This is a genomic window from Natronomonas sp. CBA1123 (genome assembly GCF_009741925.1).
In the GTDB taxonomy this organism is placed as follows: Archaea; Halobacteriota; Halobacteria; order Halobacteriales; family Haloarculaceae; genus Natronomonas.
Map to the genome: position 1 here is coordinate 197,675 of NZ_WPCC01000001.1, position 25,851 is coordinate 223,525.

The window sequence follows — 25,851 nt, forward strand, 5'->3', positions numbered from 1 at the left end:
TCCACACCACGTTCAAGCGAATGGATACCCCGTCGGGACATGGTGAGACAAAACATGACCGCACCTTCACAACAGCTGTCGACCGATACAGCCTTCGAGTTATTAGCCAACAAGCAGCGACGAAGGGCCCTCCGACACGTCGTTGGCGAAGACGGACACACGACGGTTGACCAACTCGTCGACGCACTCCTGACGGACACGTCACTCTCGGTCGACCCGGAAACGGCGCGTGAGCAACTCGAGATTCGACTTCACCACACGCATCTGCCGCTGTTGCAGGAGGCGGGCGTCATCGAATACGACCCGCAGCGCGAAACGATTCGGTACCACGCCACCGACATCGTCGAGGAGCTACTGAAGCAGTGTTAGTGGAAATCACCGCACCCGCCAGCGTGCTGGGGCTTCTCGAGAACCGACCACTTCCGGAGGGGACCGAACTCGAATTCGAACGAACCGCCTTCGGGTTCGATGGCCGGCTCCACTCGCTCGTAGTGACTGGCGACGATGTTTCGAGTGTGACGCGCTCACTCAGAGAGCGGCCGGCTATCGACGGCGTCACGGCCACGAGCGACACCGAGACAGTGTTGCGGCTGCGTTTCGACACCATCATTCCGGAGTTACTGAAGTGTATTCGAGAGACGGACGGCACCATACGTTCGGCGACCGCCACGACCGACACCTGGACGTTCGAGGTTCGGTTCCCCAACACGGATGCTTCCTCTCGGTTTTACAGGCGCTACGACGACGAGAGACATCCGATTACCGTCCGACGTCTGAACCACCAGGGAACGACCGACCGACGCTCGAACGGACAGCTCACGGCCGACCAGCGGGATGCGCTCGCTCGTGCGGTAGCCGCGGGGTATTTCGAGGTGCCCCGGCGGACGACACTCGTCGAACTCGCGGACGAGTTGGACATCTCCGATACCGCGGTTTCACAGCGAATCAGACGTGGGATGGCGAACGTGCTTCAGGACTCGGCGTTGGCGTCCGAAGCGGATGACACCACTGTTCACCACGACGAGTAAACTACCCCACCCTACTCGCTCACGGCTTCGCCGTTCGCTTCGTTGAGGGTGGGGCTTTCGCGTGGACTCCCGTTCTGGCCACTGCTGGCAGGCTCATAATCGCCGTTCACGTTCAACGTCCCGCGATTCAAGCGCACATTTACGGGTGCGCCTCCGCCCGACGACGTTTGCGCCGAGCGGAGATGCTTCAGACCGATGTTCTTCGCCGCGTTGTAGTCCGCGTGCGGTGAGTACCCGCACTTCAGACACTCGAATACGTCCTGTCCGTCCGATGCCGGGCGGTTGTTCTCGTGAGTGAACCCACACTTAGAACACCGCTGGCTCGTGTACGCGGGACTCACCTGCTCGACCGAGATACCCTCTACTTCGGCCTTATACTCGACGTAGTCGTACAGTCGACGGAACGCCCATGCGTGGAACTTCTTGGCACGAGGCATCCGCTCACGAATCCCCGTCAGGTTCTCAAACGCGATTACGTCACAGTCGTGTTCGACGGCTTCCGCGACGAGTTCCTTCGAGACAGTGTGTAAGAAGTGGTCGTAGCGGCCTGTCTCCGTGCGTCCGACCGATTTCATAGTTTCGTGAGCGGCTCGCGTTCCACGCTGTTGGAGCGACCCGCGCCGCTTCTCAAACTCGCGGTGCCAGTGGTTCACCTCCGACCCGTTCCAGAACTCGCCGGTTGAGGTGACAGCGACGTTTTCGATGCCAAGGTCAACGCCGAGGACTGTGCTGTGCCCGTCGTTGCCGTCGTCGGCAGTCTCGAACTCCACGTCCGCCTTTGTTCGGACGTGAAGGTAGAACTCACCATCTCGGTAGTGGAGTTCTGCGCCCGTCACTTCGTAGTCGTCGTTGAATAGGTACTCCGAGTGGGGCGTCTCGCGGCCCTCGTCGGGAAGAACGTACTCGGCAGTGATGCGTCCTTCGACGGTTGAGAGCGTTGCGTGGTCGTCGTTGAACGTCGCACATCGCTTGTCATAGACGAGCGTCGGGGCGGTGAAGTTCGGTTTCCCCGCGTAGTCACCGTGCTTCCACCGAGCGACGACGCTCTGGACGGCGTCGGCGGCCTTGTTGCGGGCGTTCTGGACGAGATTCGCTTGGAGTCTCGTTTCGGCCCGCACGTCGTCGTAGGTTTCGCGCTGAAGTTCGGCTTTGCTCGTAGTCTTGTACTCGCCTTGCCATGCGTGGTCGACGACGTAGTTGGCGGCCCACAGGAACTCGGTGATGGTTTCGTGGAGGAGGTCGGCGTCGCTGTCGGCCACGTCAAGTTTGACGGGGACGGTGCGACGTACCTCCATCCGTGTTTCAGATGTAGTGCCATGCCTTTATACTACCAACGATTTGGTGGGGGAGTCGGCCAGTCATCGAGCGTGGTTGGTGTAGTACCATGTCGGTTTCCTCTCCGACCTACTCGCTCGCTACGCTCGCTCCTTGAGGTCGGAGGCTCCACCTCGAACGACGGTGATTCGAGGGTATGTCTGGAACAGTTCTCAAAAACCACCGAGTAGGGTGGTTCCGGCGTGTAGTGACAGAGAGGTTGGGACCAGTCTGCGGCCACACGCCATATTATCCTGCGTGCCAATCCCACATAGATGTACTGTGATTAACTGGGTTAATCCACTCACAGAGGCAGTCGTTCGATGCCTCGAACCCGTGCTATCGACGAATATCGTGACTACCCGAGTGACAGTTCGTGAGTACGAAACGACGTACTAAACACCTAGGACATGAACGAACCGCTAGCGGTTGAGGTTGGGACCAATGGATCATACGTCAAAACAAGAACACGCGATTGGATTGCTCCAGGAACTTGGGCTCAAGGAGTACGAGGCCAAGTCGTTCGTGGCACTCACGCGCCGGCAGAGTGGCACGGCGAAAGACATCAGCGAGACCTCCGAAGTTCCCCGGACGCGCGTCTACGACGCGATTCGGGTCCTCGAAGAGAAGGGGCTGGTCGAGACCCAACACTCCAATCCACAGGTGTTTCGAGCCGTCTCGATAGACGAGGCCATCAACACCCTTCAGGCGGAGTACACCGAGCGCACCGAATCGCTCCGTGACACGCTGCGGGGCCTCGAACCGGTCGAGGACACAGAATCGACGGACGTCACCCACGAGGTGTGGATGCTCTCCGACGACCAAGGCATCACGAGTCGGACGGAGCAATTAATCGAGCAGGCCGAAGAGGAAGTGATTCTCGTCGTCGGCCACGAGAGTATTTTCACCGACCACCTGACCGAGCAGTTGCGGGCGGCCCAAAGGCGGGGCGTCGACGTCATCGTCGGCACCATCGACGAGGCGCTCCACACCGAGATTCAAGGGTCGCTCCCCGAAGTCGAGGTGTTCGTGTCGGAACTGGAGTGGTTGAGTCAGTCCCCACTACCGGACGACGACACCGAAATCAGTCGGCTGTTGATGGTCGACCGAGAAGCGATTCTGGTGAGTTCGTTCACCGAAACCGAAGCGGAGCGGCGAGCGCACGAACAGGGCGTGTTCGGGACCGGATTCGACAACGGCCTCGTCACCATCGTTCGGCGGCTGATGGCCACCGGACTGCTGTTCGAGAACGGCCGAGTGGACACCGACAGCTGAACAGCCCGCACAGAATGCGGTGGTTAGGTGAGCCGCCAGAGCAACGACCGGAGTTTGTAGCTCACCGACCCGTTCTGGTAGCCCCGCCAGCCGCTCATCCCACCGCGCAACGTCACCGCATCGTATCCTTCCTCGTTGAGCAGGCTGGTGGCGCGTTTCGCGACGACGCCCATCTTACAGATGACCACCACATCGCGGTCGCTCGGGATGTCGTGGAGGTGCCGCCGGAGCGTGGCGTCGTCGCCCCCGCGGAGGTCGTCGTAGACGGCGACGTTGTGGCTGTTTTCGATGGCGCCGGACTGGAACGAGCGTTCCGGGCGGATGTCGAGGAGGAACGGGTCGGAATCCGTGTCGGAGTCGAGGCGGTCGGCCAACTCGTTCGGGCGGATACTGCTCATCGAATAGAGATTGTACTCGCGATACAAAACCGCCCCGTTTCGCCCGCTTTCGTGTTCGTGAAAATCACAAAAACGGCCGCAACGGCTCCCCACCTGTGACCGCCTCAGCGGCGATGACGCGGTCGTGAGCGACGCACGCGCCCGTGGCGAGCAGGGCGGCGCCGATGCCGGCGATTCCCACCGGGGCCGTCACGAGATTCCCAGCGCCGGCGAGATACACCACCGAAAGCGCCCCGAGCCCGTTGAACGACCCGTGGAAGAACGCCGCGGCCAGCACCGACTCCGCCCGAACCGTGAGGTAGGTGTACACCGGCGAGACAGCCACTGTCGCGGCGGTCATCACGAAGACGCCGACAATCGGTGCCTCGGGAAAGTTGTGGCCCTGCAGGATGATTGGTGCGTGCCAGAGCCCCCAAACGGCGCCGGTTAGCCCCGAGACCTTCCAGAACCCGAGCGGCGACAGTTCTTCGAGCAACAGACCGCGCCATCCGAGTTCCTCACCCAGCGCGGCGAGAGCGTTAATCGTCAGCCCGGCACCGAGTCCCTGGACGGCGAACAACAGTGCGGGCGGCCCCGGGAACGCCTCGAGTTGGGCGATGGCTTCCTCGACTTGCGCCTGTGGAAGGCCGAGGTCGAGGAGAAATGCCGCGTAGTCAGTCGTAATCGACACGCCGGGCAGCAGCGCGCCCACGCCGATGGTCGCGGCGACGAGAGCGAGGGGGGCGAGCCAGCCAACGGCCAGCCACCGAGGTCGGCCGAGACGCAGACCACAGCCGTCACGAATCGACCCGCCGGCGCGGTACTGAACGAGTATCGCGGCGATTGCAGGCGTCCACATGAACAGGGCGACGACGAGGACGGTCCCGGCAATGGTTTGCAGTTCGACACCGGCAACGTAGAGAGCGGCCGCACTCGTCCAGGAAATGCCGAAAGCGAGCGCGAGGAACGCCCCCACTTTCCGAGTGTCGACCGCATCGAACCCCGTTTCAGCGGCAGTTCTGGAGGACATTGGTGAGTCTGGACCGCCGGACCTCAAAAACGTAGGGCCCGGGGTCTACTCGTCGGCGACGGGACGGCGGTCGGGAATCAGATCGAAGTCGGGTTCGATATCGCCCAACACGAGCAGGGCGTAGTACCGCAGGTACGCGAGCACCGGAACTTGAGCGAGCGCCGCGAGGACGATGAGCGCCACGACGAACACGGCCGCGAGCACCCCGATGATGACGAGGCCGGCCGTCGAGAACGACAGCGCCAGGTACGTGATGCCGCCGAGGATGGCAAACGGAATCGCCACGATGACTGCGCCGATACCGACCACAATCGACAGCAGGAAGGCGGCGACGATACCCAGACCGAAGGCGACGAGCGCGTAGGCGAGATACTGTTTCCATTCGGCTTTCACGGACGACCAGAGTCGACCCCAGGCGGCGAGGACGCCGCTGTCGTTTTGAATCATGAGCGGAACGACGAACGCGGTCGTGAAGCCGTCAATGACCCCGTAGACGAGTGCCGCGAGGAAGATGAGCGGAATCCCGATGACGAAGGCGGCGATACCCGGGGCAGCGTTACCGGTGAGCAGCGGCACCAACAGAAGCGCCAGCCAGCCGACCACGAGCAACAGGAAGGGGAGGCCAATAAGCAGACGGAACCCGAACAGGCGAATTCCCTGCCTCCACCGTCGATTCCAGTAGCGCCGAATCGACACCCTGCCGCTGCGGAGCGATTCGATGAAGACGAACTCCATTATCGACCCGATTATCGCGAACGTGAGGCCGATGACGAGAACGGCGGCCACGACCAGGCCGACAATCAGAAGGAAGTCGTCCGGAAGCGTCGAGGGGATGCCGTCGGGGAGTTGCCCCGGCTGTTGCCCCGGCGTGTCGCTCGGCGTCCCGCCGGTGTTGAAGTTCCCCGTCGGCGCACTCGTCGACCCGCCGATGAAAAAGGCGACGAGGGCGAGTTTGAGCCACCGCCGTAACTCGAACGGGAACAGGAACTCCCGTGTGACATCTATCGCGTCGCTAACGTCGTCGATGGCATGGAGGGCCATACAGAGGTAATCGGCGACATCCCCGATAGCGCTTTGGGTGGTTCTCAACCGCTGAGACACCGTCGGAGACGGCAAAAGGCGTTGACGACGTGTCAGAAGCGTATCAGCCCCCATACCACGACCCCTTCCTACTCGAGAACCCCAGAATCGAGGGCGCGAACTAATCCTTCCGTGACCAGGCGGCAACCACTACCGCGAGGGCGATGGCCACGAGGCCGAAAAGCGCCGCGGTCGGGATGCCGCCACCGATGCCAGCCGTTGGCTCTCGGGGAGTCACCGTTTGGCCAGCGAGACTCGCCGTGATTGGGACGACTCTCGTGACACGCGCCGTGCTTCCGTTGGCTCTCTCGATGGTGAGCGTAACCGCCGTTTCCTCGCTCGTCTTCACGGGCAGTTCCAAGACTCGTCCGTGTCGGTCGGCGGACCCATCACCGTCGATGTCCCAGCTGTATGCTTCGACGGCGTCTTCTGTTACTGCCGGTTCGGCGGTGAGTTTGACTGAGTCGTTCTCGCTGGGGTCGTTCGGGCTGTACCGGAACCACGCTCCACTGTCCGTGGCCGTTTCGGTCGTCGACGTCGGAGTCGGAGTCAGGGTCCCAGTCGACGAGCTTGCCGTCCCCGATTCGGTTGGAGTCGGCGTGACGGTCGAGGTCGGAGAAGTCGTCGGTGTCGGTGTGAGAGTCGACATTGGCGTCGTCGGAGTGGCTGTTGGTGTCGGGGTGAGCGTCGGCGTTGGTGTCGGCGTCGCTTCGGTCACGGAGAGCGTGCCACAGGACGCGGTGTCACTGGATTCGCCACCGCTGTAGGACCAGACCTTCACCCGCGGCTCGTAGGTCCCCGCTTCGGAGTAGGCGACCACTCTGGAAGGCTGAGTAGTGTACTGGCCGAAGGAGCCGTCCCCGTACCGGTCGTACTGGAATTCGTCGGCGTTCTCGGAGTTCGAGGCGTCAATCGTCACTGACTCCCCAACCTGGACACTCGTCTCCGAGACCGTACAGCTGGCAACCGCCGCCGACGTGGGAGTGGGCGTCACCGTGGGCATCGGAGTTGCCGTCGGTGTCGGCGTCACTGTGGGCATCGGGGTCGGCGTCGGTGTCGGCGTCACCGTAGGCATCGGGGTCGGTGTCGGCGTCACTGTGGGCATCGGAGTCGATGTCGGTGTCGGCGTCACCGTAGGCATCGGAGTCGGCGTTGCTTCGGTCACCGTGATACTGCCACAGGATGCGACGTCACTGGATTCAGCATCAGATGACCAGACTTTCACTTGCGGTTCGTAGGTCCCTGCTTCGGAGTACGCGACCGTTCTCGAAGACTCATACGTATACTCGCCGAACGAGCCATCGCCATACCTGTCGTACTGGTAGCCAAAGGCGTTTTCGGACGCCGAGGCGTCGATAGTCACCGACTCACCTACTTGGACGCTCGTGTCCGAAACAGTACAGCTGGCGACAGGATGGCTGCTGGTAACGGCCATCATTGTCGGCGCCACGTCGCCGTCAGCCATCGTATCGCTCGTCGTGCCCCCACCGACGGCCGGGGTTGCACCGAATATCAGAACCCCGGCCAGCGCCAGCAGAACGACCACACCACCCGCGTAGCTGAGTCCCAAGAGACGCCTCGGCGTCGCCCGATTACAGCGGTTCCACTCGTCTGTCTCGTCGTCAATCCATGGATTCATCCCGATTCACTACTCCCGTGACCCACCCAATGCCGTCGGTACACTCCGGTGTGAGTGTCGGTGAGAACGGTCGCCCGTCGCCTCGATTCGGCGGTTTCCAGCCTCACCGTGGTCGTTGTCTCTGTGCAGCCTCATCTGTGCTTGTTTCTCCAACCCCCGATATAAATCTAAGCGTGGATTACGGCGGTAACCACAGTTACGCGCGGAAAATCCGAATCATTCGGAGGCGTCGGAATCGGGACGCTGCCCTACGGAAGTCACGGCCGAAAAGAGACTTCCAGCAAGTCCGAGTACCCCAATTCCGAGCGAGGCGAGAACAATCGTTCCGGACGTACCGTACCCTCTCGCCTCGATTCGAACGGCCCAAAGCATCAACACGATACTGAACAGGAGAGCATCTCTCGACAGGGACATCTAGTAGGGCGGGAACGGCAGCCGTATTAAGAATTTTTCACCCCACTCGGGGGAGTCCCACATTGGCGAAGAAGCAGACGCTATCGGGAGTTAGCAAACACATGAGATGCAGAACGTTTCTCAGCCTATCTGGACTGCGAATACAATCTGATTGTTCAGCATGACGTGAAGTGGCTGGCCAGCGTCGTCCCACGCTTGTGTCTCCGAGTACGGTGAGTCTCGAGTCGAATCGGTAAAGGAGACCTCCACGTCGTAGTCACCCCCCATTATTACGTTGTTGTTGATTACCGTCTGTTCGTTCGGGCTGAGTTCGAGGCGGGTGTCGATTGGGGAAGCCTCGCTGTCCCGTTGTGTGACGGTCAAATCGACGGTCCGTGACACGTCGCCATCGTTGTGTACGATAACATCAGTTGCCCCCCGGCTACTCGCGAAGGGACCGCTACACCCGGAAAGACCCACAACAGTCATCGAGCCAACGCCGCCGAGGAGGGCACGCCGAGACCAATTCGAGCGCATACATCGGGGTCAGAACAGGTGCATAAGTATCTTCTCCAGAACCCCCTCAGGAAACGGTATGTGGTCGATGGGAGTGCTGCGGTCTGCGTTCCACGCGAACAGGTGCGAGCGCCACGTACTCAGTCGACCCACGTTCGTGACAGTTGCTCGCGCGGTGTCGTACTGTACTCGCCCTCCTCGAAGACGGTCACACGACCGGTCTCTTCGCTCAGCGTCATCGTCGTGACCACGTCCGGCCGAGCGGATGTATCGAGTGCGCTCATGTGCCGAGACCCCATCCAGTCGGCGTACGGACTTGAGTCCTCCCGAGAACGTTCCGACTCAGGAGAGTAGCTTCGGAACCGGACCAGCTGTTCCTGTACGACACCGTCGACGCTCACGACCACCGCACCGTCTCGAGTGCGAGCGACCTCGGTCGTCGCCTCGTAGAACCCATCCACGTCGTCGAGGATATCACGACTGTCGACGTCGGGCCAGCGATTGTTCCCCATCGGGTCCGCGTGATTTCTGACGGTGGGCCCGGAGACGACGGCGAAATACAGCCCCGGGCCGGTGACGTACGGCTCCTCCCAGCGCTTGAAGGACAGGCTGACGTCCTCCATACAGACCCGAATCCGGTCGATCAGCTCCTGCACCCGTTCGTGCGACCGATAGGCGATGTCCAACGGGTCGGCGGTAGTCATACTCCCCACTCGTATCGGGAGGGATATAGAACTCCGTACGCGTCCCGTTTCGGCGTTCGTATCGGCAAACGGTGAAGGGAGTGCCCCGCCAACGTCCCACCAGAGATGTACGACCGAATCGTAATCGCCGTCGATGGGAGTGAAGAAGCCCGTCGAGCGGCGAGACGGGGGCTCGCACTCGCGAAGGCCTTCGATGCGGAGGTGGATGTGGTCTCTGTCGTCGAGCGGAAAACGCTCCGACTTACGGAGACGGCCGACGAGAAGCGCCAACTGCGAGAACGCGGCGAGGAAGCCCTCGCAGAAATCGAGGACATCGCAGCGGAGGGCGGCCACACCGTCCGGACGGAACTGCTCGAAGGCAAGCCCGCCGCCCAAATCTGTGACCACGCAGAGTCGACTGACGCCGATTTACTCGTCGTCGGGAGACAGGGACGGACGGGGCTCGGTCGGCGTCTGTTGGGCGGCGTTACCGAACAGGTCCTCCATCGGGGCGACACGCCTGTGCTCGTCGTTCCGGATGGCGACGTGAATGAACTGAACACCGACTATTCGGACGTTCTCATCCCGACGGACGGCAGCGACAACGCCGAGGTGGCGGTCCCGCACGGTATCGGTGTCGCCGAACGCTGTGGTTCGACGCTCCACGTGTTGAACGTCGTCGACCTGCAAGCTGCAGGCGGCGTCTTCGACGCCGGCGGACTCGACCGGGCGTTCATCGAACGACTCGAAGCGAGAGGCCAGGACGCAGTCGAGCGCGTCGCGACGGACATCACGGAATCCGTCCCGTCGCTGACGGTCGAGACCGCCGTCGAACGGACGACTTCGATGGATGGAGCGGCCGCCGGCATCGAAGCATACCTCGAGGAGAACGGAATCGACCTCGTGGTGATGGGGTCACACGGCCGGTCGAACCTCACGCGTCAGCTCCTCGGTAGCGTCGCCTCGGCCGTGCTTCGGACGGTCGACGTTCCGGTTCTCGTGGTGAAACGACCCGACTGACCCGGGCGGCGAAGCGACGGGCCACGCGACGAGCCCCCTCGAGTTGATTTATCCTGATTCCCACGGTACGATGAGTATGTCAAGTTCGGAGCCATCTCCCTCCCGACGCCGCTGGCCGCTGCTCGCGGCAGCGCTCGGAGTCGTCATCGCCGCCATCGCGGTCGCCCGCCGCCGGTTTGTCAGCGAAATCCACGACCACGTCGACGCCCTGTATGCGGCGGCCGACTCCGAGCGGCCGACGCCCCCTCGATTCAACCCGGACGACATCGAGTCGTTGCCGGCGCCAGTCCGCCGGTACTTCGAGCGCGTCCTCGAACCGGGACAGCCCCACGTCCGAACGGCGCGATTGCGACAGCAGGGGACGTTCCGCCTTGGCGGGGCCGACGCCGACTGGCGCCCGCTGGAAGCAACCCAGCACGTCACCGTCCGGCCACCGGGATTCGTCTGGGACGCACGTATCGATATCGCCCCACTCGTTCCCGCCCGCGTCGTCGACCTGTATCGAGCGGGCGACGGCATCCTGAAAGCGCGGCTGTTCGGCGCCATCCCCGTGGCGAGCGCCGGGCCCACCCCCGAAATGAACGAAGGCGAACTCCTCCGGTATCTCGTCGAGGCGGTCTGGGTGCCGACCGCATTGTTGCCCGAGGCGGGCGTCACCTGGGAGGCCATCGACGACGACTCGGCGCGTGCAACCCTCGAAGACGGCGACGTGACGGCCTCGGTCGTGTTCCACTTCGATGCCGACGACGAAATCGAGCGCGTCACTGCCGAACGCTACCGACAAGAAGATGACGACTACACCTCGTGGAGTGGGCACTTCCGCGCCTACGAGCGTCGCGACGGCATGCGAGTGCCGACCGAGGCGGAGGTGGCCTGGACCCTCCCTGACGGTGACCTCCCCTACTGGCGGGCGACCATCGAAGCTATCGACTACTCGACGTGAAACAGCCTCGTGACATCAGGGCCGGGCACCGGCATCCGTCGCGTCCGGCATCTCGCCGTCGGTAAGTCGTTCCCGGCCGTAGACGGCGATGACGGCGAAGACGATGAAGACGTACACCGCGAGGTGGACGACCGTGACGACGCCGACGGCGCTTTCGTCGATGATGCCGTCGATGACGATTTGGTCCGCCGCCAGCGGAATGACTACGTCGGCGGTGTTCGCCATCGCGTGTAGCACCATCACGAGCAGAACGCTGCCGGTGTTGTTGTACAGCCACCCGAGCAGAATCGACAGCGTGAGAATCCCGCCGACCCAGCCGAGCGTGTTGACGAGCGGGAAACTGGAGTGCGGCGTCACGGGGATGACGAAGTAGGGGGCGTGCCAGCCGGCCCAGACGACGCCGATGAGCAGGCTCGCCGGCACCGCCCCGTAGCGCTCGTTGAGGTGTGGCTGGGCGAACCCACGCCAGCCGGGTTCTTCGTTGAGACCGCCGCTCAACAGCAGCGCGAACAGGAAGATGACGGCGAACAGAATCGGCGAGGGAAACGCCTGCCCGAGGTCGACGGGGCCGCGAACGACGACGAGCACGAGCGTGATACCCACAGCCGCTGCAATCGGGAGACCGGCGGCGACGGCCCACCACTTCCAGCCGACCCGCCAGCGAGTAATCTGTCGCGCCCACGCCCGAACGTCGTCGCCGCGAAGCCACGTGATGACCGCGGCGCTAATCGGCGGGCCGAAACTCCCCACGTAGACGAGAATCGCGGCCGACCAACTCGGCTCCATGAACACGGCCGGCGCCGAAACCACCCACGTATAGAGATACGCACCGAGGAAGAACGCGACGACTGGACGGTCCTCGACGAGCGGTATGCTAGAACTTTCCATAGAAGAACACTCCTCGGAATCGCATTAAACGCTTTTCCGCTCCAAGGAGGGGCCCGTCACCGCACAGAAACGGTTCGTCGTTCAGTCGGCCGTCGCCGCACAGTTGTTCGGCCCGCGTTCGAGTTGCAGGGCGCGCTGTCGTGGGATGTCGCGCTGGCCGAGGTTCGTCGCGATGAGCTGGGTGTGGTTCGCGGGCCGCGGCGGCATGTCGGCGAGGACGGCCTCGACGAACTCCTCTTCGGGCAGCGACAGGATGTCCAGTCGCTCGACGACATCGCGTAGGGGGGCCGTGTAACTGCCGTCGGCAGCCGGTTCGGCATGGGTCCCGTGGTGTCCCGGCGCGATGAGCGTCTCGTCGGGTAGCGTGAGAACCCGCTGTTGTAGCGACTGATACAGTTGGGCTGCGGCTTCCGGTGCGCCGTCGGCGCCGGCTTCGAGGTCGGGCCGGGCCACGCTGTCGACGAACAGCCCATCGCCGGTCAGCAGGACTGCCTCGTCGACGTAGTAGGCGGTCATTCCCGAGGTGTGTCCGGGCGTGTGAATCGCCGCAATCGTGCTGTTCCCGACTTCGAGCGTCTCGCCGTCGGCAATCGTCTCGTAGGAGATGTCGTAGTCGATGCCGCGGTCGACCGCGGCCGCGGGGACGACCGCAGTCGCGTCGGTGTGTTCGCCGAGTTCGCGGACGCCGCTGACGTGGTCGGCGTGGACGTGCGTGTCGACGGCGTAGGTGAGTTCGCTCCCGTGGTCGGCCGCAACGTCGACGTACTCCCGGGCGAAAGCCGACAGCGGGTCGATGACCGCCGCTTCGTCACCGGAGACGACGAGATACGCCAGACAGCCGCTGGAGGGGCGCCGGAACTGCAGCACCGTCGCGTCGGTGTCCGTCGTCAGTTCCGTGTACACCGAGAGGTCCGCCCACGCCTCCATCCCGCCAGCGAGATTTCGGACGTCGACGTCGGCCCGCCGGAGATGACGCGCCGATTCACGACTGATTTTTCCCGTTCCACAGACGGTCACGACCGTCTCGGTCGGATGGTCGGCCAGCACCTCCCCGGGGTCCGACTGGGTCAGCGTCCGGTCGGGCACGTTTACCGTCTCGACGCTCGCCCCCTCGATGTGCCACTTCTCGTACTCGTGCGGTTGGCGCACGTCGACGACCGTGACCGGTTCACCCGCCTCGATGTGCTCGTACAGGTCCTCGGGCGTCATCTCGGGGACGGAAGACATGGTTCTACCGAGTCAATCTCACCGCAGGGACAAAAAGGATTCGACAGTATTGTTCTATTTACGGAATTCTATTGGGCCGAAACGAGTGCTAGTATCGCGATACAAAGGGGTCACTCGAGGTGACACCTCGCGTTATCAGACCTCGATTGCTCAGTCCAGTTTGCCCTGCAGGACCTTTGCCGCGGTGAGCACCGGGTCCCACACCGGACTGAACGGCGGCGCGTACGCGAGGTCGGTGTTCTGCAGTTCCGCGACGGTCATCTCCGCGGCGAGAGCGGTCGCGACCGTGTCGATGCGTTTGACGCCCTCCCGTCCGACGAGGCTACTCCCGAGGACGCGACCGGACTCCCGGTCGGCCATCAGCGTGACCGTCAGTTCCGAGCCGTCGGGGTAGTAGTGTGCCCGCGAGGCCGCCGAAATCGTCACCGAGACGGGGTCGAAGCCGGCTTCTCGGGCCCGCTCTTCGTCGATGAGCCCGGTCCGGGACGCGCCGAGGTCGAAGGCCTTCACGATGGCGGTCCCGGCGATGTCGCCCGTCGGCGTCGGTGACCCGGAAATCGTTTGGCCGATAGCGCGGCCGGCGCGGTTGGCCGTCAGCGCCAACGGGACGTGGTCCGGTTCGCCGGTCACCACGTGGCGTGCCTCGGCACAGTCGCCCGCGGCGTAGACGTTCTCGTAGTTCGTGCGGCCGTAGTCGTCGGTCGCGATGGCGCCGGTCGGACCCAACTCGATGCCGGCGTCCTCTGCGAGGTCGACGTTCGGTGCGACACCGACGCCGACGATAGCGATGTCGGCTGGCTGGGTGCCGTCTTCGAGTTCGACGACCTCGACGGAGCCGTCGCCGTCGAATCCGGAGACGGCAGTCTCGAGATGGAGTCCGACGTCCTGTTCTCGCAGGTGCTCTTCGACGGTTTCCGCGACCGTCTCCCCGAAGGGCTGGAGCACGTGCGGCAGCATCTCGTAGATGGAAACGTCGACCCCGCGTTCGGCCAGCGCCTCGGCCATCTCGATGCCGACGTAACCGCCGCCGACGATGGCGGCCGTCTCGGGGGACTGCTCGCTAACGAACGTCTCGATGGCCTCGGCCTCGTCCATGTCGTGGATGGTGAATACGCCGTCGAGGTCCATTCCGTCGAACGGCGGTTCGATCGCGGTCGCCCCCGTCGCGACGAGGAGGTCGTCGTAGGGCTGTTCGAACGTCTCCGTGCCATCGTCGACGGTGACCGTCTGGCCCTCCGGATCGATACCGACGACTTCGTGGCCGGTCCGCAAATCCACGTCGCGCTCCTCGCGGAACGCCTCGGGCGTGACGGTGACGAGGTCGTCGATATCGTCGACGGCGCCCTTCACGTAGTACGGCATCCCGCAGGCGGCGTAGGACACCCACTCGCCCTTCTCGAAGACGACGACGTCCATCTCCGGGTTATCCCGTTTGACCTTGCTCGCGGCGCTCATTCCAGCTGCGTCTCCGCCGATGACGACAAATGTATCACCCATGCGTCATAGTTCGGGTGGGAGTGCCAAAAGTATTTCTCAAATTCCACAATACTGAGAACGTCCAAACCGGACGAACCACCCGGGGGTTCGCGAGCGAAAACTGTCAAGAGGGTCCGCTCCCTCGCAGTGACAATGAACAGCACCGACGAGTGGTACGACGTGGAGGCCGTCTCCGATGGCACCTACCGGATTTTGGAGGGGCCATACTACGGGATGTATCTGGCTGCCGGAACCGAGCGGTCGTATCTCGTCGACGCCGGCATCGGCATCGGTGACCTCCGCGCGCTCGTCGAGGGGTTGGTCGACACCCCCGTCACGCTGTTGCTCACCCACTGGCACTGGGACCACATCGGCAACGCAGCGCAGTTCGACGACGTTCGCATCCACGAACGGGAACGCTCGCCGGACGGTCGGGTCGCACTCGACGGTCGCTCCGAGGAGTTCCTCGGGCGTCCGGCGAACTTCCTCGAGCGCTGGCGAGCTGCCGGGGAGGCGTTGCCCGACGGCTTCGACGCCGACGACTACGCCATCGAGCCAGTCGAGAACCCGACGCCACTGTCGGGCGACGAGACCTTCGACCTCGGTGACCGAACGCTCGAAAGCCTCCACCTTCCGGGACACTCCCCGGGACAGTTGGGCTTTCTCGACCGCCAGTCGGGCGTCCTCTACGGCGGTGACGTGATACACGTCGACGAAGGGCTGTACGTCCACCTCGAAGGCGGTGACTTGCGAGCCTATCTGGAGACGTTCGAACGACTCCGCGAGTTGCGAGACGCCGGCGTCTTCGAGACATTGCTCACGAGTCACAACCCGCCGTTCGTCGGTGAGGAGTTGGCGATTCTCGACCGACTCGAAGACGGGCTTCGACGCATCATCGACGGCGACCCCGACTACGAGGTGGTCGAGACGGACTGGGGTGACGCTCGTCGATACGAGTTCGGGGGGTCGGTGGTGTTTACCGAACCGTAACGAGCGTCGCGGTTCGTTTCAGGCAGTCAACTCAGCCACACGGCGATGAGGGTGAGCACGAACGCGAGGAGGGCCAAGAGTAAAACGCTACTCGGACTAACCGAATCGGGCTTCAGGGAGGGCATCAGTGCGAACTTGACACCAGCGGATTATAAAACCAGTCAGTATTCCCGAGACCAACGAGCGCCCACTCGCTTCAGCCGTCAGTCCATTCCGGTCGTATCGACGACTTCGTTCGTTTCCAGGTCGACGATAACACTGAAATACAGTTCGTCAGTAGCCGGATTCGAGACTCTGACGGCGACTTCGTCGCCAACGTAGTCAGGTTGTCGGTCAACGACGACGCTTCCATCGGACTCCGCCACATCGAACGTGTAAGTGGTACCGTTGTCACTTTCCACATCGCCAGCCGAGACAGTGCCATTGAGACGCACCGAAGACTCCGCTGTCAGCTTGTGAATCGGGTCGACGGTGAGTTCGTAGCGATGCAACTTCGCCAGAGACCGCTGGATGGTCTCGTTGTCCCGGATGATTTCCTTGGCCCGTCGACGCTCGGCGGTAGACACCGGGTCGGCAGTCGCCGTGTGAACCGTGTACTGCTTGTCGTTGGTTTGTTCCACTTCGAGACTGTCGACCCGCTCCATGTTGCCGACGACAGTCGTTTGCTGGTCGCCGGCTTCGAAGGTAACGTTCTGATCGGAGACGACGAACGCCGGTGGCGACTCCGAGTCGCGGAGGGAATCAGTTGCATCGACAGTGGCTCCGGTAACCGCGAGCCCGATACCGAGGAGAGCAAGCCCAGCGAGGAGGGCAAGACGTGCGCGCAAGTCGGTCATCGTTATCTACAGTATTGGGTGAAACACCAAATCAGTCCTTGGCTGAAACGCGTTGGAAACCGGTTTGAAAGGCGTTTCACAGGCGTTTCACGCCCGTTTTTCGGCGAGAGAGCGATACTCATTAAACGGTGCCGTGAGAGACGTATCGGTATGGACGTGCCGGCCCTCCACGGCAAGCGACTGCTCGCAGCGATTCTCTTCGTGGCTGCGACGCTCGTCCTTGCCCTCCAGTTGATTACGCCCACACCAGTCGTGGTCTCCCTCGGGCAAAGCGGCGCAGAAACCACCCAGTTAGGTGAGTACTTCACGTATCCCGAAGTCGCCGTCGTCGCCGTCGCAGCAACACTCCTCGGCGGGAGCGGGACCTACCTCCTCTTCGACGACGCTCCCGACGGAGTGGACACCGAGACGCGAGAGCGTCAACAGACAACGACACCCGTCGGCCGAGGCACCGACAACGCGGACGCCGTGCGCGGCGACGGTGACGGTATCGCTCAACCACAGTCGGAAGCTTGGGACGACACGATCGAGCGCTTGCACAACAACGAAAAGACCGTGTTCACCATTGTTCGGGACGCCGGTGGGAAACTCCCCCAGCGTGACATCGTCGAGGAAACCGACCTCTCGAAGGCGACGGTCAGCCGGACACTGGATACCCTCGAAAGCAAGGACCTACTCGAGCGCAAACGACGAGGGATGGGAAACGTCGTTGTTCTCACGTAGCCGCTACAGCCGCTGAAACGGCTTTCGAAACCGTTTCGGAACACATTTCCAATCAAACACTTTCAGGTCTTTCTTCGAAGGGTACGACGAGAGCACCACCCCACCGGCGGACCCGAACCCTCGCTGATTTCGAACGGTTTGCGAGGGGTAGACGGTCGATTTACCGTATCCACCGGCCGGGCGTGGCGGCTCTCACACGAGGTGAACGAACACGATGCGACACAAACTAGCCGTCCTGGCGGTCGCCGCACTGCTTGCCCTCAGTACAGGCGGTGTCGTCGGCGCGACCCTGGACACCCCGACCGATGAATCGACAGAAACCGAACTACCGAACGACCACACCGTCGAGAATGTCAATCCCGACGAGCTGAGCGAGGAAGAAGCCGACCGCGCCCTCGAGGCGGCGTGGGCGAACGAAACCGTACGGAGTTACTTCGACGACGACACGGGCGTCCACTTCAAGCTCTGGGCCTCGGCGTTCGACGAGGACTCGGTGTCCGTCCACGTGGCACCCGTCGACGCCCCCGATGACACGCGAGTCATCGCCGAGGTCGACCTCACCGACGGAGTCGTCACACGGACCCACGAACCCGTCCGACTCAACGCCTCCAACGCCATCGAAATCGATGGGAGCAACTACGACATCGAAACTGTAGATGCCCAGAAACGAGCCGACAGCGACGAGAACGCCACGCGAGTCAGCTCCGATGAGCTCCATCAGGTCCAACTCAACGAGAGCTCGATAGAACGTGGCGGTGACGGAACGTTCACGATGGAAGTCGAAGGCAGCGAGGAGACGACTTCCTCCGAAGACATCATCCGAATCGACCTCTCGGCGGAGAACTGAACTACCGTAGGGGCTGAACGGCAGCCACCTCCGGTTTTCCTCGCTCGCCGTTTCGGTCCTGACCCCCGATATTAGTCAGTAAGCCATCGTTTAATCGGCGATTATTCGTTTCGACTGCTATCGAACACCGTTGGGCGCCCGCCGAATCGCACCCGGCGACCGCGAAAATCGCTCCCGGTTTTACTACCCCGGCACTCACAGACGAGGATGCTGTGTCAGAGACGCCGAAGTGGATCGAAGAACGCATCGATCGGAACCTCAACAACACGCTTACCCAACGGCACGTCGTCGAGACGATGCTCGAGGCCGATCGACCGTTCTTCTCGATTCGACAGCTCCAAGCGCGTGTGAAACCGGACGTCGGGAAAGGAACGGTCCGGAACCGACTCAAGGAGCTACAGGAAATCGATGTAGTCGCGACCGAGACGTATCCCGAATCGATTACGCTGTACTACATCGATCACCGAGAATCGGACTGGCCGCTCTCACCCGAAGGCAAGCGTGCGTTGACCAGCGAATCCCCGCTGGATCGGCTCTCCCTTCGCGGATTCCTCACCCTTCAAGACACCGTGGGAATCCGCACGCTCGTACTGGCAGGCTTTCAACTCAGTCTGCTACTATTCGCACTCGGCGCCGTTGCCCTCGTTCTCGGAGTCAACGCGGGAACGCAAAGCGACAGCCGACTGCTGGCCGCCGCCTTCGACCTCTTCGGCATCTGTCTGCTCCTGTTGATAGGTGAACGAATCGCGCGTTGGATTCGTAACAAGGACTGGTTCGGAACCGACTGACGACCGAGTGACCGTATCGCATCGAAACAACTGAGACACGAACACACCCTCCCACGAAATGACAGAAACGACATCGTCGCCCGACCTCTTAGAGCAACGCCCGATTACCGGAATATTGGTCCACATCTTCGGCTTCCTGACCGGCCTCTTCGGAGCCGGTATCGTCGGCGCTGGCATCGTATACCTGGCCTCGAGTCACCAATTCACCAAAGAGAACGCACGACACGCGCTGAATTGGCATCTATCCATAACCATCCTCGCAATCATCACTATCGTGACCTTCCTGTTCGGTGCCGAAGAACTCGAAACCGGGACGGGAGGGACGATAGAGCTCATAACGCTTCCCGCTCCGTTGGATACCGTCGTCACGGTGGTGGCGATCGTCTCCGCGTTCGTGTTCATCGTCGCCTCGTTCCTCGGCTTGATATTCCCGTTTATCGCGACGGGGAAGGCCATCTTCGGAACGGCTTGGAAGTACCCACTGGTTCCCGAATTCGTGTCGAACGATGAGTAATGCACACCCCGCTACGAAGCGAGTCAGCCCTCGGAACGCAGGACCCGACGTCGACCTAGAGGGAATCGCAGCCCTCCTCGAAGACGAGCACGCACGCTCCATCCTCCGACACACGAGCGACGAACCGTTGTCGGCGCGTGAGTTGATGGACCGCTGTGGCACCTCGAAAGCGACGACGTATCGACGCATCGACCGCCTCCGGGAACATGACCTCATCGAGACGCGGCAGCGACACGACCCGGACGGCCACCACTGTGAGACGTACGTCGCGACCTTCGAGGCGGTAACCGTCGAATTCGTCGACGGCTCTTTCGAAGTCTCCCTCGACCGGTCACATCGTTCGACAGGAGAGTCACTGACCGTAGACACCGAAGACGACCGTCAGCGTTGATATCGTCCGGGGTGAACCACTCGACATCGACGTACAAAGCGCAAAAGAACATGAGAGACAGCAATACCGTGTCGTCGGAGAACGACGACGAGGAGGAGCGAGGAACGCTAGACAAGGTCGTCAACGTGGTTCTCGAGCTACTTGGCCTGTTTTGACAACGCCGAGGGAAAATCGATGGCTGCTCGGTTCGAACCCCCCCGAATACCGTTCGGATGCCGCCCTTCCTTAGCCGCCGCTGACACGACGGTCGAACACGTCGATAATCGGGTCGGGGTGACGAACGTGTGGCAGCCGAAGGTCCCGCTCGGAACACTCGATGACGACCGTCGACGTGTCGAGTACGCCGTCAAGTCGACCCTGCTCGATGCGCAAGCCGCTTTCGTCCCACGGCTCGATTCGCCACAACCGCGTCCGAAACAGTCGGTCGTAGGCGACAACCGCGTCTCCCGACACGCGATACTCGATGCCACCGTACCGCAGCCAGTAGTCGAGGAGGAGAAGCATCATTGGAACGACGAAAGCGAGTATCACCAAAACGAGTACGGTATCCCAGACGCCGCCCATGACGAAGAGCAGCGACACGAGGAGGATGAAGCCACCGACGGCCAGCGCACCCGGATGGCGTCGCACGTTCGAGACCGAAACGCCGCCCACGGCTCTGCCCACGCCGGTCGGGCGCAGTCGTTCGGTTACGGGCTTGGCCGGAAGGATGGAGTCTTCGGATGGGGGTTCGTACGCCCACCCGAGTTCGAAGTACGACGCCTCGTCGAAGGCGACCAACCGGTCGCGATAGAGACCACCGAGGTCGAACGCGAATTTCACGAGGACGATTCCAACTAGGAGCGGGAAACCGACGACAGTCGGGTCGACCGCCGTAATCGGGTCGTCGGGTTCGACCGCCCCCGCACCAAGCCCGACGAACATCGCGGTCAACATTCCGCCGACACCGATTACCGCGGCGCGGATAAACACGCCCTGAATCGCGGTTTGCGCGCTATGTTCGCGGTAGCCACCTCGGTAGAAATACTCGAGGAGCGTCGAGGCCCCTTCGCTGCAGAAGATGCCGAAGCCGGCGAGTACCACCATCACCAGTGCGTCCGGGTCGGGCGTCTCGGTCCCGACCACACCGACGGTCACGGCACCCGCAAAAAACCACAGGAGTGTGAGGATGGGGATGGCGACGGCCATGACGGGTAGCGTCGAAAGCCGAATCCCGAGGTCGGTAAACGGAAGTCGAATCGTCGTTCGCTTACTCGCCACCGCGCCCGCAATCAGTGGAGAACCATCGAGTTCCGAGGGGCGGCCGGCAAACAGCGCTTGAACGAGTGCCCAAAACGAGAGGATACCGAGCTCGAACCAGTAGAGAAAGACGAGGGCCGCGAGGTCCCAGCCCAAGAAGACGACGCCGACGAGTGGCATCGCGTTCGCAACGATGACGGCTATCGTCTCCGCTGGAGGACGGAAGTGTTGTACGGTCTGGAGGGAGACCATCGGCCGAATATGCGGATTGGCCGAGACAAGTATCTGGCTGTCTGCGGTTCAGGAGTCACTCGGCTTGTGCCGCCGCGATTGCTTCAGTGGGCGTCCGACGCCGTTGTACGCGCGCCGATTGCCGGCCAGTGGCCGCAGAATCTCCGCACCGATTTATCCCGTTCTGGAGACGAGGGGGCTTTGCCATGTCCGCCCTCCCGCCATGGATAGAACGTCGAATCGACCGGGGGACCGATTTCGACGCGATTCGAGTCGGACTCGTCGAATCGCTACTCCAGACAGACCAGCCGTTCCTCTCGACTAGACAGTTGTGTACGGACGTTTTTCCCGATATCGAAGACGAGATACTTCTGGAGCAACTGGACGAACTCCGAGCGAGCGACATCATCGCCACGGCATCGTACGACGAGCCGGCAACGCTGCATTACATCAGGTACCCGGAATCAAAGCAGCCACCGACCGTCCAGTCGGGCCGACATCTCACGGCAGCCAATCCGTTAGACCACCTCTCACTGCGTCGGTTCCTCACGATGCGGGACACCGCCGGCGTCCGTACGTTGGTGCTGGCCGGCTTTCAATTGAGCCTCCTACTGTTGGCTCTCGGCAGTGTATTGACTGTGCTCGGTATCGACCCGGGGTCGAAGAGTGACCTCGTTCTCTGGGATACTGCGTTCGACCTCTTCGGCGTCTGCCTGCTGCTGTTGGTCACCGAGCGAGTAGTCCACCGGGTGCGCTCCAACCCCACCAACTGAACGACGGGACGACTGCCCGAATCGGCCATCGAAGTCGGTACTCAACGTTTTTCAGCACCTGTTCCGAAGCCGTTCGTGATGCCCTCCAAGCACCTCGAATTGTATGTTGGAATGGTCGGTGCCGTCGCCGGAATCGGCGTCGTTACCGTTGGGTTTCTCGCGGGAACGTGGGGCGTCTTTTACGCTATTCTCACTTTTCTCGAAATCGGTTCGCCAGCCATGCTTTCGGCCGGAATCACTGCGATAATCCTGTTGACCGTCGGCTATCTCGAATACAGGCAGGTCGACACGATAGAGCGGTTCGCGGACGCCCAGACCGTGAGTCGAGATACGGCACCGGAACTGTACGAAACGGCTACTCGAATCGCAGCCCAACTCGACGTACCTGTCCCCCGTATTGCGATAGCGGAACGGGACGTCCCCGAAGCGTTGGCGGTCGGCTTCCGGCCAGATGCCGTTCACTTGGTGCTCTCGCGTGGCACCCTCGAAGCGCTCGAGGGAACTGACGAGTTGGAAGCGGTACTCGCTCACGAACTCGCTCACGTCAAAAACCGAGACGCGATGATTATGACCGCCGTTTCGCTCCCGGTCGTCCTCGCCGAGGGGCTGGGGACTCGGGTTTCGAAGGTGGAGAATCCCGGTTGGGGCGCCATTGTCGTCGTCCCGCTGGCGTTCCTCTCGACGGTCGTTTGGGTTATCGGACGAACAATCGTCGCCCGGCTTTCGAGAGTCCGAGAGCGGGCAGCCGACCGGGCTGCCGCGGAGGCGACCGGTTCGCCCGCCGCTCTCGCCAGCGCGCTCCAGCGGCTGGACCGAAACATCGCCGAGACACCGAACCAAGACCTCCGGGCGGTTGCGGGTGTCTCGTCGCTATCCATTCTCTCGCTCGAACCGGACGACCCCGAGAAGGTGATGCTCGGCCCCGACGGCGAAACCGAACCGTCCTACTGGTGGCTTCGAAAACGGCTCCACAGAATCGAACGACGGCTCTTCGATACGCATCCGCCGACGCGGGACCGAATCGAGGCACTGTCGGCCGAAGCGCGTCGACGAGAACAGACAAAAAAGTAGATAGACCGAGCAGCGTCAACGAGGCACCGTTCGATGCGGACGTTCGTTTTCGTCGCCTCGAAAAGAGGGCGGCAGTGGGGGATTACGGAGGGGGTGGAGGGAACGGATTTTCGCTTCGGCGTCGGATACTGCTCCCGCCTCCGACTCGGCGGGCACCTAATCGTGCACAGGTAAGTAACATCAAACCGCCCGCAGTGTTTCAATTCGTGAAACAGTGCCCTGCCGGTTTTACTCATCAGTTGTGAAACCTCGGGTGTCGCCATGAACTTAGAAGAATTCACCCAATCGCACGCCCCCACGGAGAGCGAAGACGGCTTTCGGAAGACGAACAATCGACTGCTCGAAATCCCCGTCGATGGGACGGTGATGATAAAGGCCGGGTCGATGATTGGATACACCGGCGAGATGACGTTCACCGGAAAATCCTCCGCCGAGGGTGGACTCACCGGGTTCGTCAAGGAGGCGGTGACGAGCGAGGGGACGCCGATTATGGAAGCCGAGGGGAGCGGTCGGCTCTACGTTGCCGACCGAGGCAAAAAGGTCCAAATCCTCGACCTCGACCCCGACGAATCGATTTCGGTCAACGGCAACGATATCCTTGGCTTCGGGTCCACGGTCGATTACGAAATCAACACCATCGGAAGCCTCTCGGAAGCGGCCGCCGGGGGACTGACCAACGTCTATCTCACCGGTCCCGGACAGGTCGCCATCTCGACGCACGGCGACCCATTGGTGATGACACCGCCGGTCGTGACCGACCCCGACGCAACCGTCGCGTGGAGCACCAATCTCTCGCCGTCGTTCAGGACGAACAAGATGATTGAAATCGGACAAACCTCGGGTGAGACGATACAGATGGAGTTCACCGGCTCCAACGGGTTCGTCGTCATTCAACCGCACGAGGAAGGCTCACAGCTGTGACCCAGCGCCGAGCTGAAGCGGCGCTGTCCCCGATTGTCGGAGGGTAATCGAGAGGTCAGTTCTGTCCATGCATCCATCCCGTCTGGTATCGGCCTGTTTTCTCGTGGTTAGCATCCTGCTGTTGGCGCAACTCGGAACGACCGAACCACTCCAGGCGACAGCGGCCACGGTGCTGCAGGCCAGTGGTGGTATCGTGCTGTTCGTCGGTGCGGTATACGGTTTCGTTCGATACGAAGCAAACCCGATTGTGACGGAGTACGGACCGATGACGTACGTACTCGTCTTTGGGACGTTCGTGTGGGCAACTGGAATCGCCGTCCGATTGCTGCTTGGCTAGTCGGCGGCGACGGAATCAGGAACTGCTCTCGGCGTCTTCGAGGTCGCTGAGTTCTTCGATGACCGTTATCTCGATGGGGTTCTCCGAACTACCGACACCGAGACCGACGACGATGTGTTCGTCCGCCGGCGCGGTGACATCCACCGACCGTTCGGCCGACCCGACGCCGTTTATTTCGCTGTCCTCATCCAAATCGAGCGTAATCGTATACGCCCCGGCGTCCGTCAGGACGTCTCCGTAGGTGTTGTCACCGTTTTCGTCGGGGTCGTCGGTTCCCTCGCTGCCCGCGTCGTCTTCCTCGTCACTCGCCGCGAGTTCGAACTGCTCGTCGAGGACGGGTTCGTCGTTCGGGTCGGTAACCTGAATCGACCCTGCCCGCACCTCGTTCGTCTCGTTGAACAGGTTTACGTCGTCGAGAACTAGGCTTCCAAGGCTGTTCATCAGGTGCGTACAACCGGCGAACCCAGCGACCGCTGCGCTCGTGCTGAAGGCGAGAAATCGACGTCGACCGACTCCTGATGCAACTGCGGACTGCAACGTACCGTTGTCCGATGGCATAGCAACGACACCTCCACACGCGGGGGTTATCAGTCACCGAGCACCGTTTCAGGCCCTGAAACGCTTCGGTGATGTACGAGACCGTTTGTCAGTCGATGAATCGACACACACCGGAACGACGACTCGAAGCCAGCAAGCACCGTTCGGAACCGGTTTCGTGGCGGTGTCCGCACCCTCCATAGCGAACGCGGGGGCCTACATCTCCGGGCAGTGTTTCAGAGACTGCAACAGAGGACCGCGTTTTATTCATATCAACAAAGTAGAGGCGTCGTGTGGTGTCGACTGAATTGGGCGCCGTCGCCGTGTTTACAGCCGTCGTGCTGTTCGTCTGGTCTCCGTTGTTGGTCGTCGAGCGCCTCCGGGCACTGTTTGTTTGGCCGACGCGCTGGATGGCCCTGAATTACGCTCTCGTCGGAGCGGGGGTACTCCTCGTTCAGTGTCTGTCGTATTTCGCCGTATTCCTCCTCGCAGCAGGGACAGGGATGGTCACCGGTGGTGACGCGGCCGCAATCGTCGGCGGCGTCGTCATCGTGAACCTTGCCGTTCCGAGCGCCGGAGCGATTGCGGCGCTCCGAACGCTTCCAGCCCGCGGCATCTGGTCACCGGCTGGCGATGGATTGAGCGGGCGAATCGCACTCGGAGTGGGAGTCCTTTGGTACGCCATCGTCACGACCGTCCTCTTCCTCGTCATCGGAGCGGTGATTCTGGTTGCAAACCTTCCGACGTAGCCGAGGGCCAAGACA

29 protein-coding genes are annotated in these 25,851 nt (G+C 62.0%); 16 read left to right on the plus strand and 13 right to left on the minus strand.

Going from position 1 to position 25,851, the window contains the following annotated elements:
• Positions 1-54: 54 nt before the first annotated feature.
• A complete protein-coding gene (locus GJ631_RS00980) occupies positions 55-369 on the plus strand; it encodes a hypothetical protein (protein WP_156707344.1) in 315 nt (104 codons plus the stop codon).
• Positions 363-1,028, plus strand: coding sequence for a helix-turn-helix domain-containing protein (locus tag GJ631_RS00985; RefSeq protein ID WP_156707345.1), 666 nt, complete (start codon positions 363-365; stop codon positions 1,026-1,028). The genes GJ631_RS00980 and GJ631_RS00985 overlap by 7 nt, the downstream gene beginning before the upstream one ends.
• An 11-nt stretch (positions 1,029-1,039) precedes the next feature.
• On the opposite strand, the gene GJ631_RS00990 is transcribed toward GJ631_RS00985, so the two are convergent.
• The gene (locus tag GJ631_RS00990; RefSeq protein WP_156707346.1) at positions 1,040-2,323 is read right to left on the minus strand and encodes an RNA-guided endonuclease TnpB family protein; all 1,284 of its coding nucleotides are present in this window, start codon (positions 2,321-2,323) and stop codon (positions 1,040-1,042) included.
• Positions 2,324-2,786: 463 nt separating this feature from the next.
• On the opposite strand from GJ631_RS00990, the gene GJ631_RS00995 reads away from it, so the two are divergent.
• Positions 2,787-3,617: a TrmB family transcriptional regulator gene (locus GJ631_RS00995; RefSeq protein WP_197424695.1), complete on the plus strand. Its 831-nt coding sequence runs from the start codon at positions 2,787-2,789 to the stop codon at positions 3,615-3,617.
• 23 nt (positions 3,618-3,640) lie between these two features.
• Here GJ631_RS00995 and GJ631_RS01000 read toward each other — a convergent pair whose 3' ends face one another.
• The 6 genes from GJ631_RS01000 to GJ631_RS01025 all read right to left on the minus strand — a co-directional run bounded on the left by GJ631_RS01000 (position 3,641) and on the right by GJ631_RS01025 (position 9,356).
• Positions 3,641-4,015 carry a rhodanese-like domain-containing protein gene (locus GJ631_RS01000; RefSeq protein WP_156707347.1) on the minus strand — a complete coding sequence of 125 codons (375 nt, stop codon included), beginning with the start codon at positions 4,013-4,015 and terminating at the stop codon, positions 3,641-3,643.
• 64 nt (positions 4,016-4,079) lie between these two features.
• Positions 4,080-5,024 (minus strand): CPBP family intramembrane glutamic endopeptidase, encoded by a 945-nt coding sequence (locus tag GJ631_RS01005; RefSeq protein WP_156707348.1) that lies wholly within the window; start codon positions 5,022-5,024, stop codon positions 4,080-4,082.
• A 45-nt stretch (positions 5,025-5,069) separates the two neighbouring features.
• Positions 5,070-6,113, minus strand: a complete 1,044-nt coding sequence (locus GJ631_RS01010) for a hypothetical protein (RefSeq protein WP_197424696.1) — start codon at positions 6,111-6,113, stop codon at positions 5,070-5,072.
• 112 nt (positions 6,114-6,225) lie between these two features.
• Complete coding sequence (locus tag GJ631_RS01015; protein ID WP_156707349.1) at positions 6,226-7,743, minus strand: hypothetical protein; 1,518 nt, start codon at positions 7,741-7,743, stop codon at positions 6,226-6,228.
• Between the two features lie 534 nt (positions 7,744-8,277).
• A complete protein-coding gene (locus tag GJ631_RS01020; protein ID WP_197424697.1) occupies positions 8,278-8,538 on the minus strand; it encodes a hypothetical protein in 261 nt (86 codons plus the stop codon).
• 254 nt (positions 8,539-8,792) lie between these two features.
• Entirely contained in the window at positions 8,793-9,356 is a 564-nt protein-coding gene (locus GJ631_RS01025; protein ID WP_156707351.1) for a diadenylate cyclase, read from the minus strand.
• Between the two features lie 105 nt (positions 9,357-9,461).
• Between GJ631_RS01025 and GJ631_RS01030 the strand changes: the two genes are divergently transcribed.
• Together GJ631_RS01030 and GJ631_RS01035 are read left to right on the plus strand one after the other, a co-directional pair.
• Positions 9,462-10,355 (plus strand): universal stress protein, encoded by an 894-nt coding sequence (locus GJ631_RS01030; RefSeq protein WP_156707352.1) that lies wholly within the window; start codon positions 9,462-9,464, stop codon positions 10,353-10,355.
• A gap of 76 nt (positions 10,356-10,431) precedes the next feature.
• Positions 10,432-11,298 (plus strand): DUF6920 family protein, encoded by an 867-nt coding sequence (locus tag GJ631_RS01035; RefSeq protein WP_156707353.1) that lies wholly within the window; start codon positions 10,432-10,434, stop codon positions 11,296-11,298.
• A gap of 15 nt (positions 11,299-11,313) precedes the next feature.
• Here the strand turns inward: GJ631_RS01035 and GJ631_RS01040 are convergent, their stop codons facing one another.
• The 3 genes from GJ631_RS01040 to GJ631_RS01050 all read right to left on the minus strand — a co-directional run bounded on the left by GJ631_RS01040 (position 11,314) and on the right by GJ631_RS01050 (position 14,910).
• Positions 11,314-12,186, minus strand: a complete 873-nt coding sequence (locus GJ631_RS01040; protein WP_197424698.1) for a CPBP family intramembrane glutamic endopeptidase — start codon at positions 12,184-12,186, stop codon at positions 11,314-11,316.
• An 81-nt stretch (positions 12,187-12,267) separates the two neighbouring features.
• Positions 12,268-13,413, minus strand: coding sequence for a rhodanese-like domain-containing protein (locus GJ631_RS01045; RefSeq protein WP_156707354.1), 1,146 nt, complete (start codon positions 13,411-13,413; stop codon positions 12,268-12,270).
• 150 nt (positions 13,414-13,563) lie between these two features.
• On the minus strand, positions 13,564-14,910 hold the full coding sequence (locus tag GJ631_RS01050; protein ID WP_156707355.1) for an FAD-dependent oxidoreductase: 1,347 nt from the start codon (positions 14,908-14,910) through the stop codon (positions 13,564-13,566).
• 132 nt (positions 14,911-15,042) lie between these two features.
• Between GJ631_RS01050 and GJ631_RS01055 the strand changes: the two genes are divergently transcribed.
• Positions 15,043-15,879, plus strand: coding sequence for an MBL fold metallo-hydrolase (locus tag GJ631_RS01055; protein ID WP_156707356.1), 837 nt, complete (start codon positions 15,043-15,045; stop codon positions 15,877-15,879).
• Between the two features lie 203 nt (positions 15,880-16,082).
• On the opposite strand, the gene GJ631_RS01060 is transcribed toward GJ631_RS01055, so the two are convergent.
• On the minus strand, positions 16,083-16,715 hold the full coding sequence (locus tag GJ631_RS01060; RefSeq protein ID WP_156707357.1) for a hypothetical protein: 633 nt from the start codon (positions 16,713-16,715) through the stop codon (positions 16,083-16,085).
• Between the two features lie 150 nt (positions 16,716-16,865).
• Here GJ631_RS01060 and GJ631_RS01065 point away from each other — a divergent pair, with 150 nt between their 5' ends.
• The 5 genes from GJ631_RS01065 (at position 16,866) to GJ631_RS01085 (ending at position 19,978) form a co-directional block, all read left to right on the plus strand.
• Positions 16,866-17,438, plus strand: a complete 573-nt coding sequence (locus tag GJ631_RS01065) for a MarR family transcriptional regulator (protein ID WP_156707358.1) — start codon at positions 16,866-16,868, stop codon at positions 17,436-17,438.
• Positions 17,439-17,652: 214 nt separating this feature from the next.
• Positions 17,653-18,285: a hypothetical protein gene (locus GJ631_RS01070; protein ID WP_156707359.1), complete on the plus strand. Its 633-nt coding sequence runs from the start codon at positions 17,653-17,655 to the stop codon at positions 18,283-18,285.
• Positions 18,286-18,497: 212 nt separating this feature from the next.
• A complete protein-coding gene (locus GJ631_RS01075; RefSeq protein ID WP_370518517.1) occupies positions 18,498-19,073 on the plus strand; it encodes a hypothetical protein in 576 nt (191 codons plus the stop codon).
• 115 nt (positions 19,074-19,188) lie between these two features.
• On the plus strand, positions 19,189-19,587 hold the full coding sequence (locus tag GJ631_RS01080) for a DUF4870 domain-containing protein (protein ID WP_197424699.1): 399 nt from the start codon (positions 19,189-19,191) through the stop codon (positions 19,585-19,587).
• Positions 19,580-19,978 carry a winged helix-turn-helix domain-containing protein gene (locus GJ631_RS01085; protein ID WP_156707361.1) on the plus strand — a complete coding sequence of 133 codons (399 nt, stop codon included), beginning with the start codon at positions 19,580-19,582 and terminating at the stop codon, positions 19,976-19,978. The genes GJ631_RS01080 and GJ631_RS01085 overlap by 8 nt, the downstream gene beginning before the upstream one ends.
• 225 nt (positions 19,979-20,203) lie before the next feature.
• On the opposite strand, the gene GJ631_RS01090 is transcribed toward GJ631_RS01085, so the two are convergent.
• Positions 20,204-21,469, minus strand: a complete 1,266-nt coding sequence (locus GJ631_RS01090; RefSeq protein ID WP_156707362.1) for a DUF6498-containing protein — start codon at positions 21,467-21,469, stop codon at positions 20,204-20,206.
• 185 nt (positions 21,470-21,654) lie between these two features.
• Between GJ631_RS01090 and GJ631_RS01095 the strand changes: the two genes are divergently transcribed.
• The 4 genes from GJ631_RS01095 to GJ631_RS01110 all read left to right on the plus strand — a co-directional run bounded on the left by GJ631_RS01095 (position 21,655) and on the right by GJ631_RS01110 (position 24,550).
• On the plus strand, positions 21,655-22,221 hold the full coding sequence (locus tag GJ631_RS01095) for a hypothetical protein (RefSeq protein ID WP_156707363.1): 567 nt from the start codon (positions 21,655-21,657) through the stop codon (positions 22,219-22,221).
• Positions 22,222-22,299: 78 nt separating this feature from the next.
• A complete protein-coding gene (locus tag GJ631_RS01100) occupies positions 22,300-23,292 on the plus strand; it encodes a M48 family metalloprotease (protein WP_156707364.1) in 993 nt (330 codons plus the stop codon).
• Positions 23,293-23,553: 261 nt separating this feature from the next.
• Positions 23,554-24,213 carry an AIM24 family protein gene (locus tag GJ631_RS01105; protein WP_156707365.1) on the plus strand — a complete coding sequence of 220 codons (660 nt, stop codon included), beginning with the start codon at positions 23,554-23,556 and terminating at the stop codon, positions 24,211-24,213.
• A 103-nt stretch (positions 24,214-24,316) separates the two neighbouring features.
• The gene (locus GJ631_RS01110; protein WP_370518518.1) at positions 24,317-24,550 is read left to right on the plus strand and encodes a hypothetical protein; all 234 of its coding nucleotides are present in this window, start codon (positions 24,317-24,319) and stop codon (positions 24,548-24,550) included.
• 15 nt (positions 24,551-24,565) lie between these two features.
• Here GJ631_RS01110 and GJ631_RS01115 read toward each other — a convergent pair whose 3' ends face one another.
• Entirely contained in the window at positions 24,566-25,108 is a 543-nt protein-coding gene (locus GJ631_RS01115) for a hypothetical protein (protein ID WP_156707367.1), read from the minus strand.
• 275 nt (positions 25,109-25,383) lie between these two features.
• On the opposite strand from GJ631_RS01115, the gene GJ631_RS01120 reads away from it, so the two are divergent.
• Entirely contained in the window at positions 25,384-25,836 is a 453-nt protein-coding gene (locus GJ631_RS01120) for a hypothetical protein (protein WP_197424700.1), read from the plus strand.
• Positions 25,837-25,851: the final 15 nt, after the last annotated feature.

What these genes read in the sequence shown, in the direction of transcription:
- GJ631_RS01040 (WP_197424698.1), bottom strand. Translation starts at nt 12,186, where the DNA reads ATGGAAAGTTCTAGCATACCGCTCGTCGAGGACCGTCCAGTCGTCGCG.
- GJ631_RS01005 (WP_156707348.1), bottom strand. Translation starts at nt 5,024, where the DNA reads ATGTCCTCCAGAACTGCCGCTGAAACGGGGTTCGATGCGGTCGACACT.
- GJ631_RS00990 (WP_156707346.1), bottom strand. Translation starts at nt 2,323, where the DNA reads ATGGAGGTACGTCGCACCGTCCCCGTCAAACTTGACGTGGCCGACAGC.
- GJ631_RS01035 (WP_156707353.1), top strand. Translation starts at nt 10,432, where the DNA reads ATGTCAAGTTCGGAGCCATCTCCCTCCCGACGCCGCTGGCCGCTGCTC.
- GJ631_RS01055 (WP_156707356.1), top strand. Translation starts at nt 15,043, where the DNA reads ATGAACAGCACCGACGAGTGGTACGACGTGGAGGCCGTCTCCGATGGC.
- GJ631_RS01045 (WP_156707354.1), bottom strand. Translation starts at nt 13,413, where the DNA reads ATGTCTTCCGTCCCCGAGATGACGCCCGAGGACCTGTACGAGCACATC.
- GJ631_RS01085 (WP_156707361.1), top strand. Translation starts at nt 19,580, where the DNA reads ATGAGTAATGCACACCCCGCTACGAAGCGAGTCAGCCCTCGGAACGCA.
- GJ631_RS01015 (WP_156707349.1), bottom strand. Translation starts at nt 7,743, where the DNA reads ATGAATCCATGGATTGACGACGAGACAGACGAGTGGAACCGCTGTAAT.
- GJ631_RS01060 (WP_156707357.1), bottom strand. Translation starts at nt 16,715, where the DNA reads ATGACCGACTTGCGCGCACGTCTTGCCCTCCTCGCTGGGCTTGCTCTC.
- GJ631_RS01030 (WP_156707352.1), top strand. Translation starts at nt 9,462, where the DNA reads ATGTACGACCGAATCGTAATCGCCGTCGATGGGAGTGAAGAAGCCCGT.
- GJ631_RS01050 (WP_156707355.1), bottom strand. Translation starts at nt 14,910, where the DNA reads ATGGGTGATACATTTGTCGTCATCGGCGGAGACGCAGCTGGAATGAGC.
- GJ631_RS00980 (WP_156707344.1), top strand. Translation starts at nt 55, where the DNA reads ATGACCGCACCTTCACAACAGCTGTCGACCGATACAGCCTTCGAGTTA.
- GJ631_RS01100 (WP_156707364.1), top strand. Translation starts at nt 22,300, where the DNA reads ATGCCCTCCAAGCACCTCGAATTGTATGTTGGAATGGTCGGTGCCGTC.
- GJ631_RS01000 (WP_156707347.1), bottom strand. Translation starts at nt 4,015, where the DNA reads ATGAGCAGTATCCGCCCGAACGAGTTGGCCGACCGCCTCGACTCCGAC.
- GJ631_RS01115 (WP_156707367.1), bottom strand. Translation starts at nt 25,108, where the DNA reads ATGCCATCGGACAACGGTACGTTGCAGTCCGCAGTTGCATCAGGAGTC.
- GJ631_RS01070 (WP_156707359.1), top strand. Translation starts at nt 17,653, where the DNA reads ATGCGACACAAACTAGCCGTCCTGGCGGTCGCCGCACTGCTTGCCCTC.
- GJ631_RS00995 (WP_197424695.1), top strand. Translation starts at nt 2,787, where the DNA reads ATGGATCATACGTCAAAACAAGAACACGCGATTGGATTGCTCCAGGAA.
- GJ631_RS01105 (WP_156707365.1), top strand. Translation starts at nt 23,554, where the DNA reads ATGAACTTAGAAGAATTCACCCAATCGCACGCCCCCACGGAGAGCGAA.
- GJ631_RS01065 (WP_156707358.1), top strand. Translation starts at nt 16,866, where the DNA reads ATGGACGTGCCGGCCCTCCACGGCAAGCGACTGCTCGCAGCGATTCTC.
- GJ631_RS01095 (WP_156707363.1), top strand. Translation starts at nt 21,655, where the DNA reads ATGTCCGCCCTCCCGCCATGGATAGAACGTCGAATCGACCGGGGGACC.
- GJ631_RS01090 (WP_156707362.1), bottom strand. Translation starts at nt 21,469, where the DNA reads ATGGTCTCCCTCCAGACCGTACAACACTTCCGTCCTCCAGCGGAGACG.
- GJ631_RS01025 (WP_156707351.1), bottom strand. Translation starts at nt 9,356, where the DNA reads ATGACTACCGCCGACCCGTTGGACATCGCCTATCGGTCGCACGAACGG.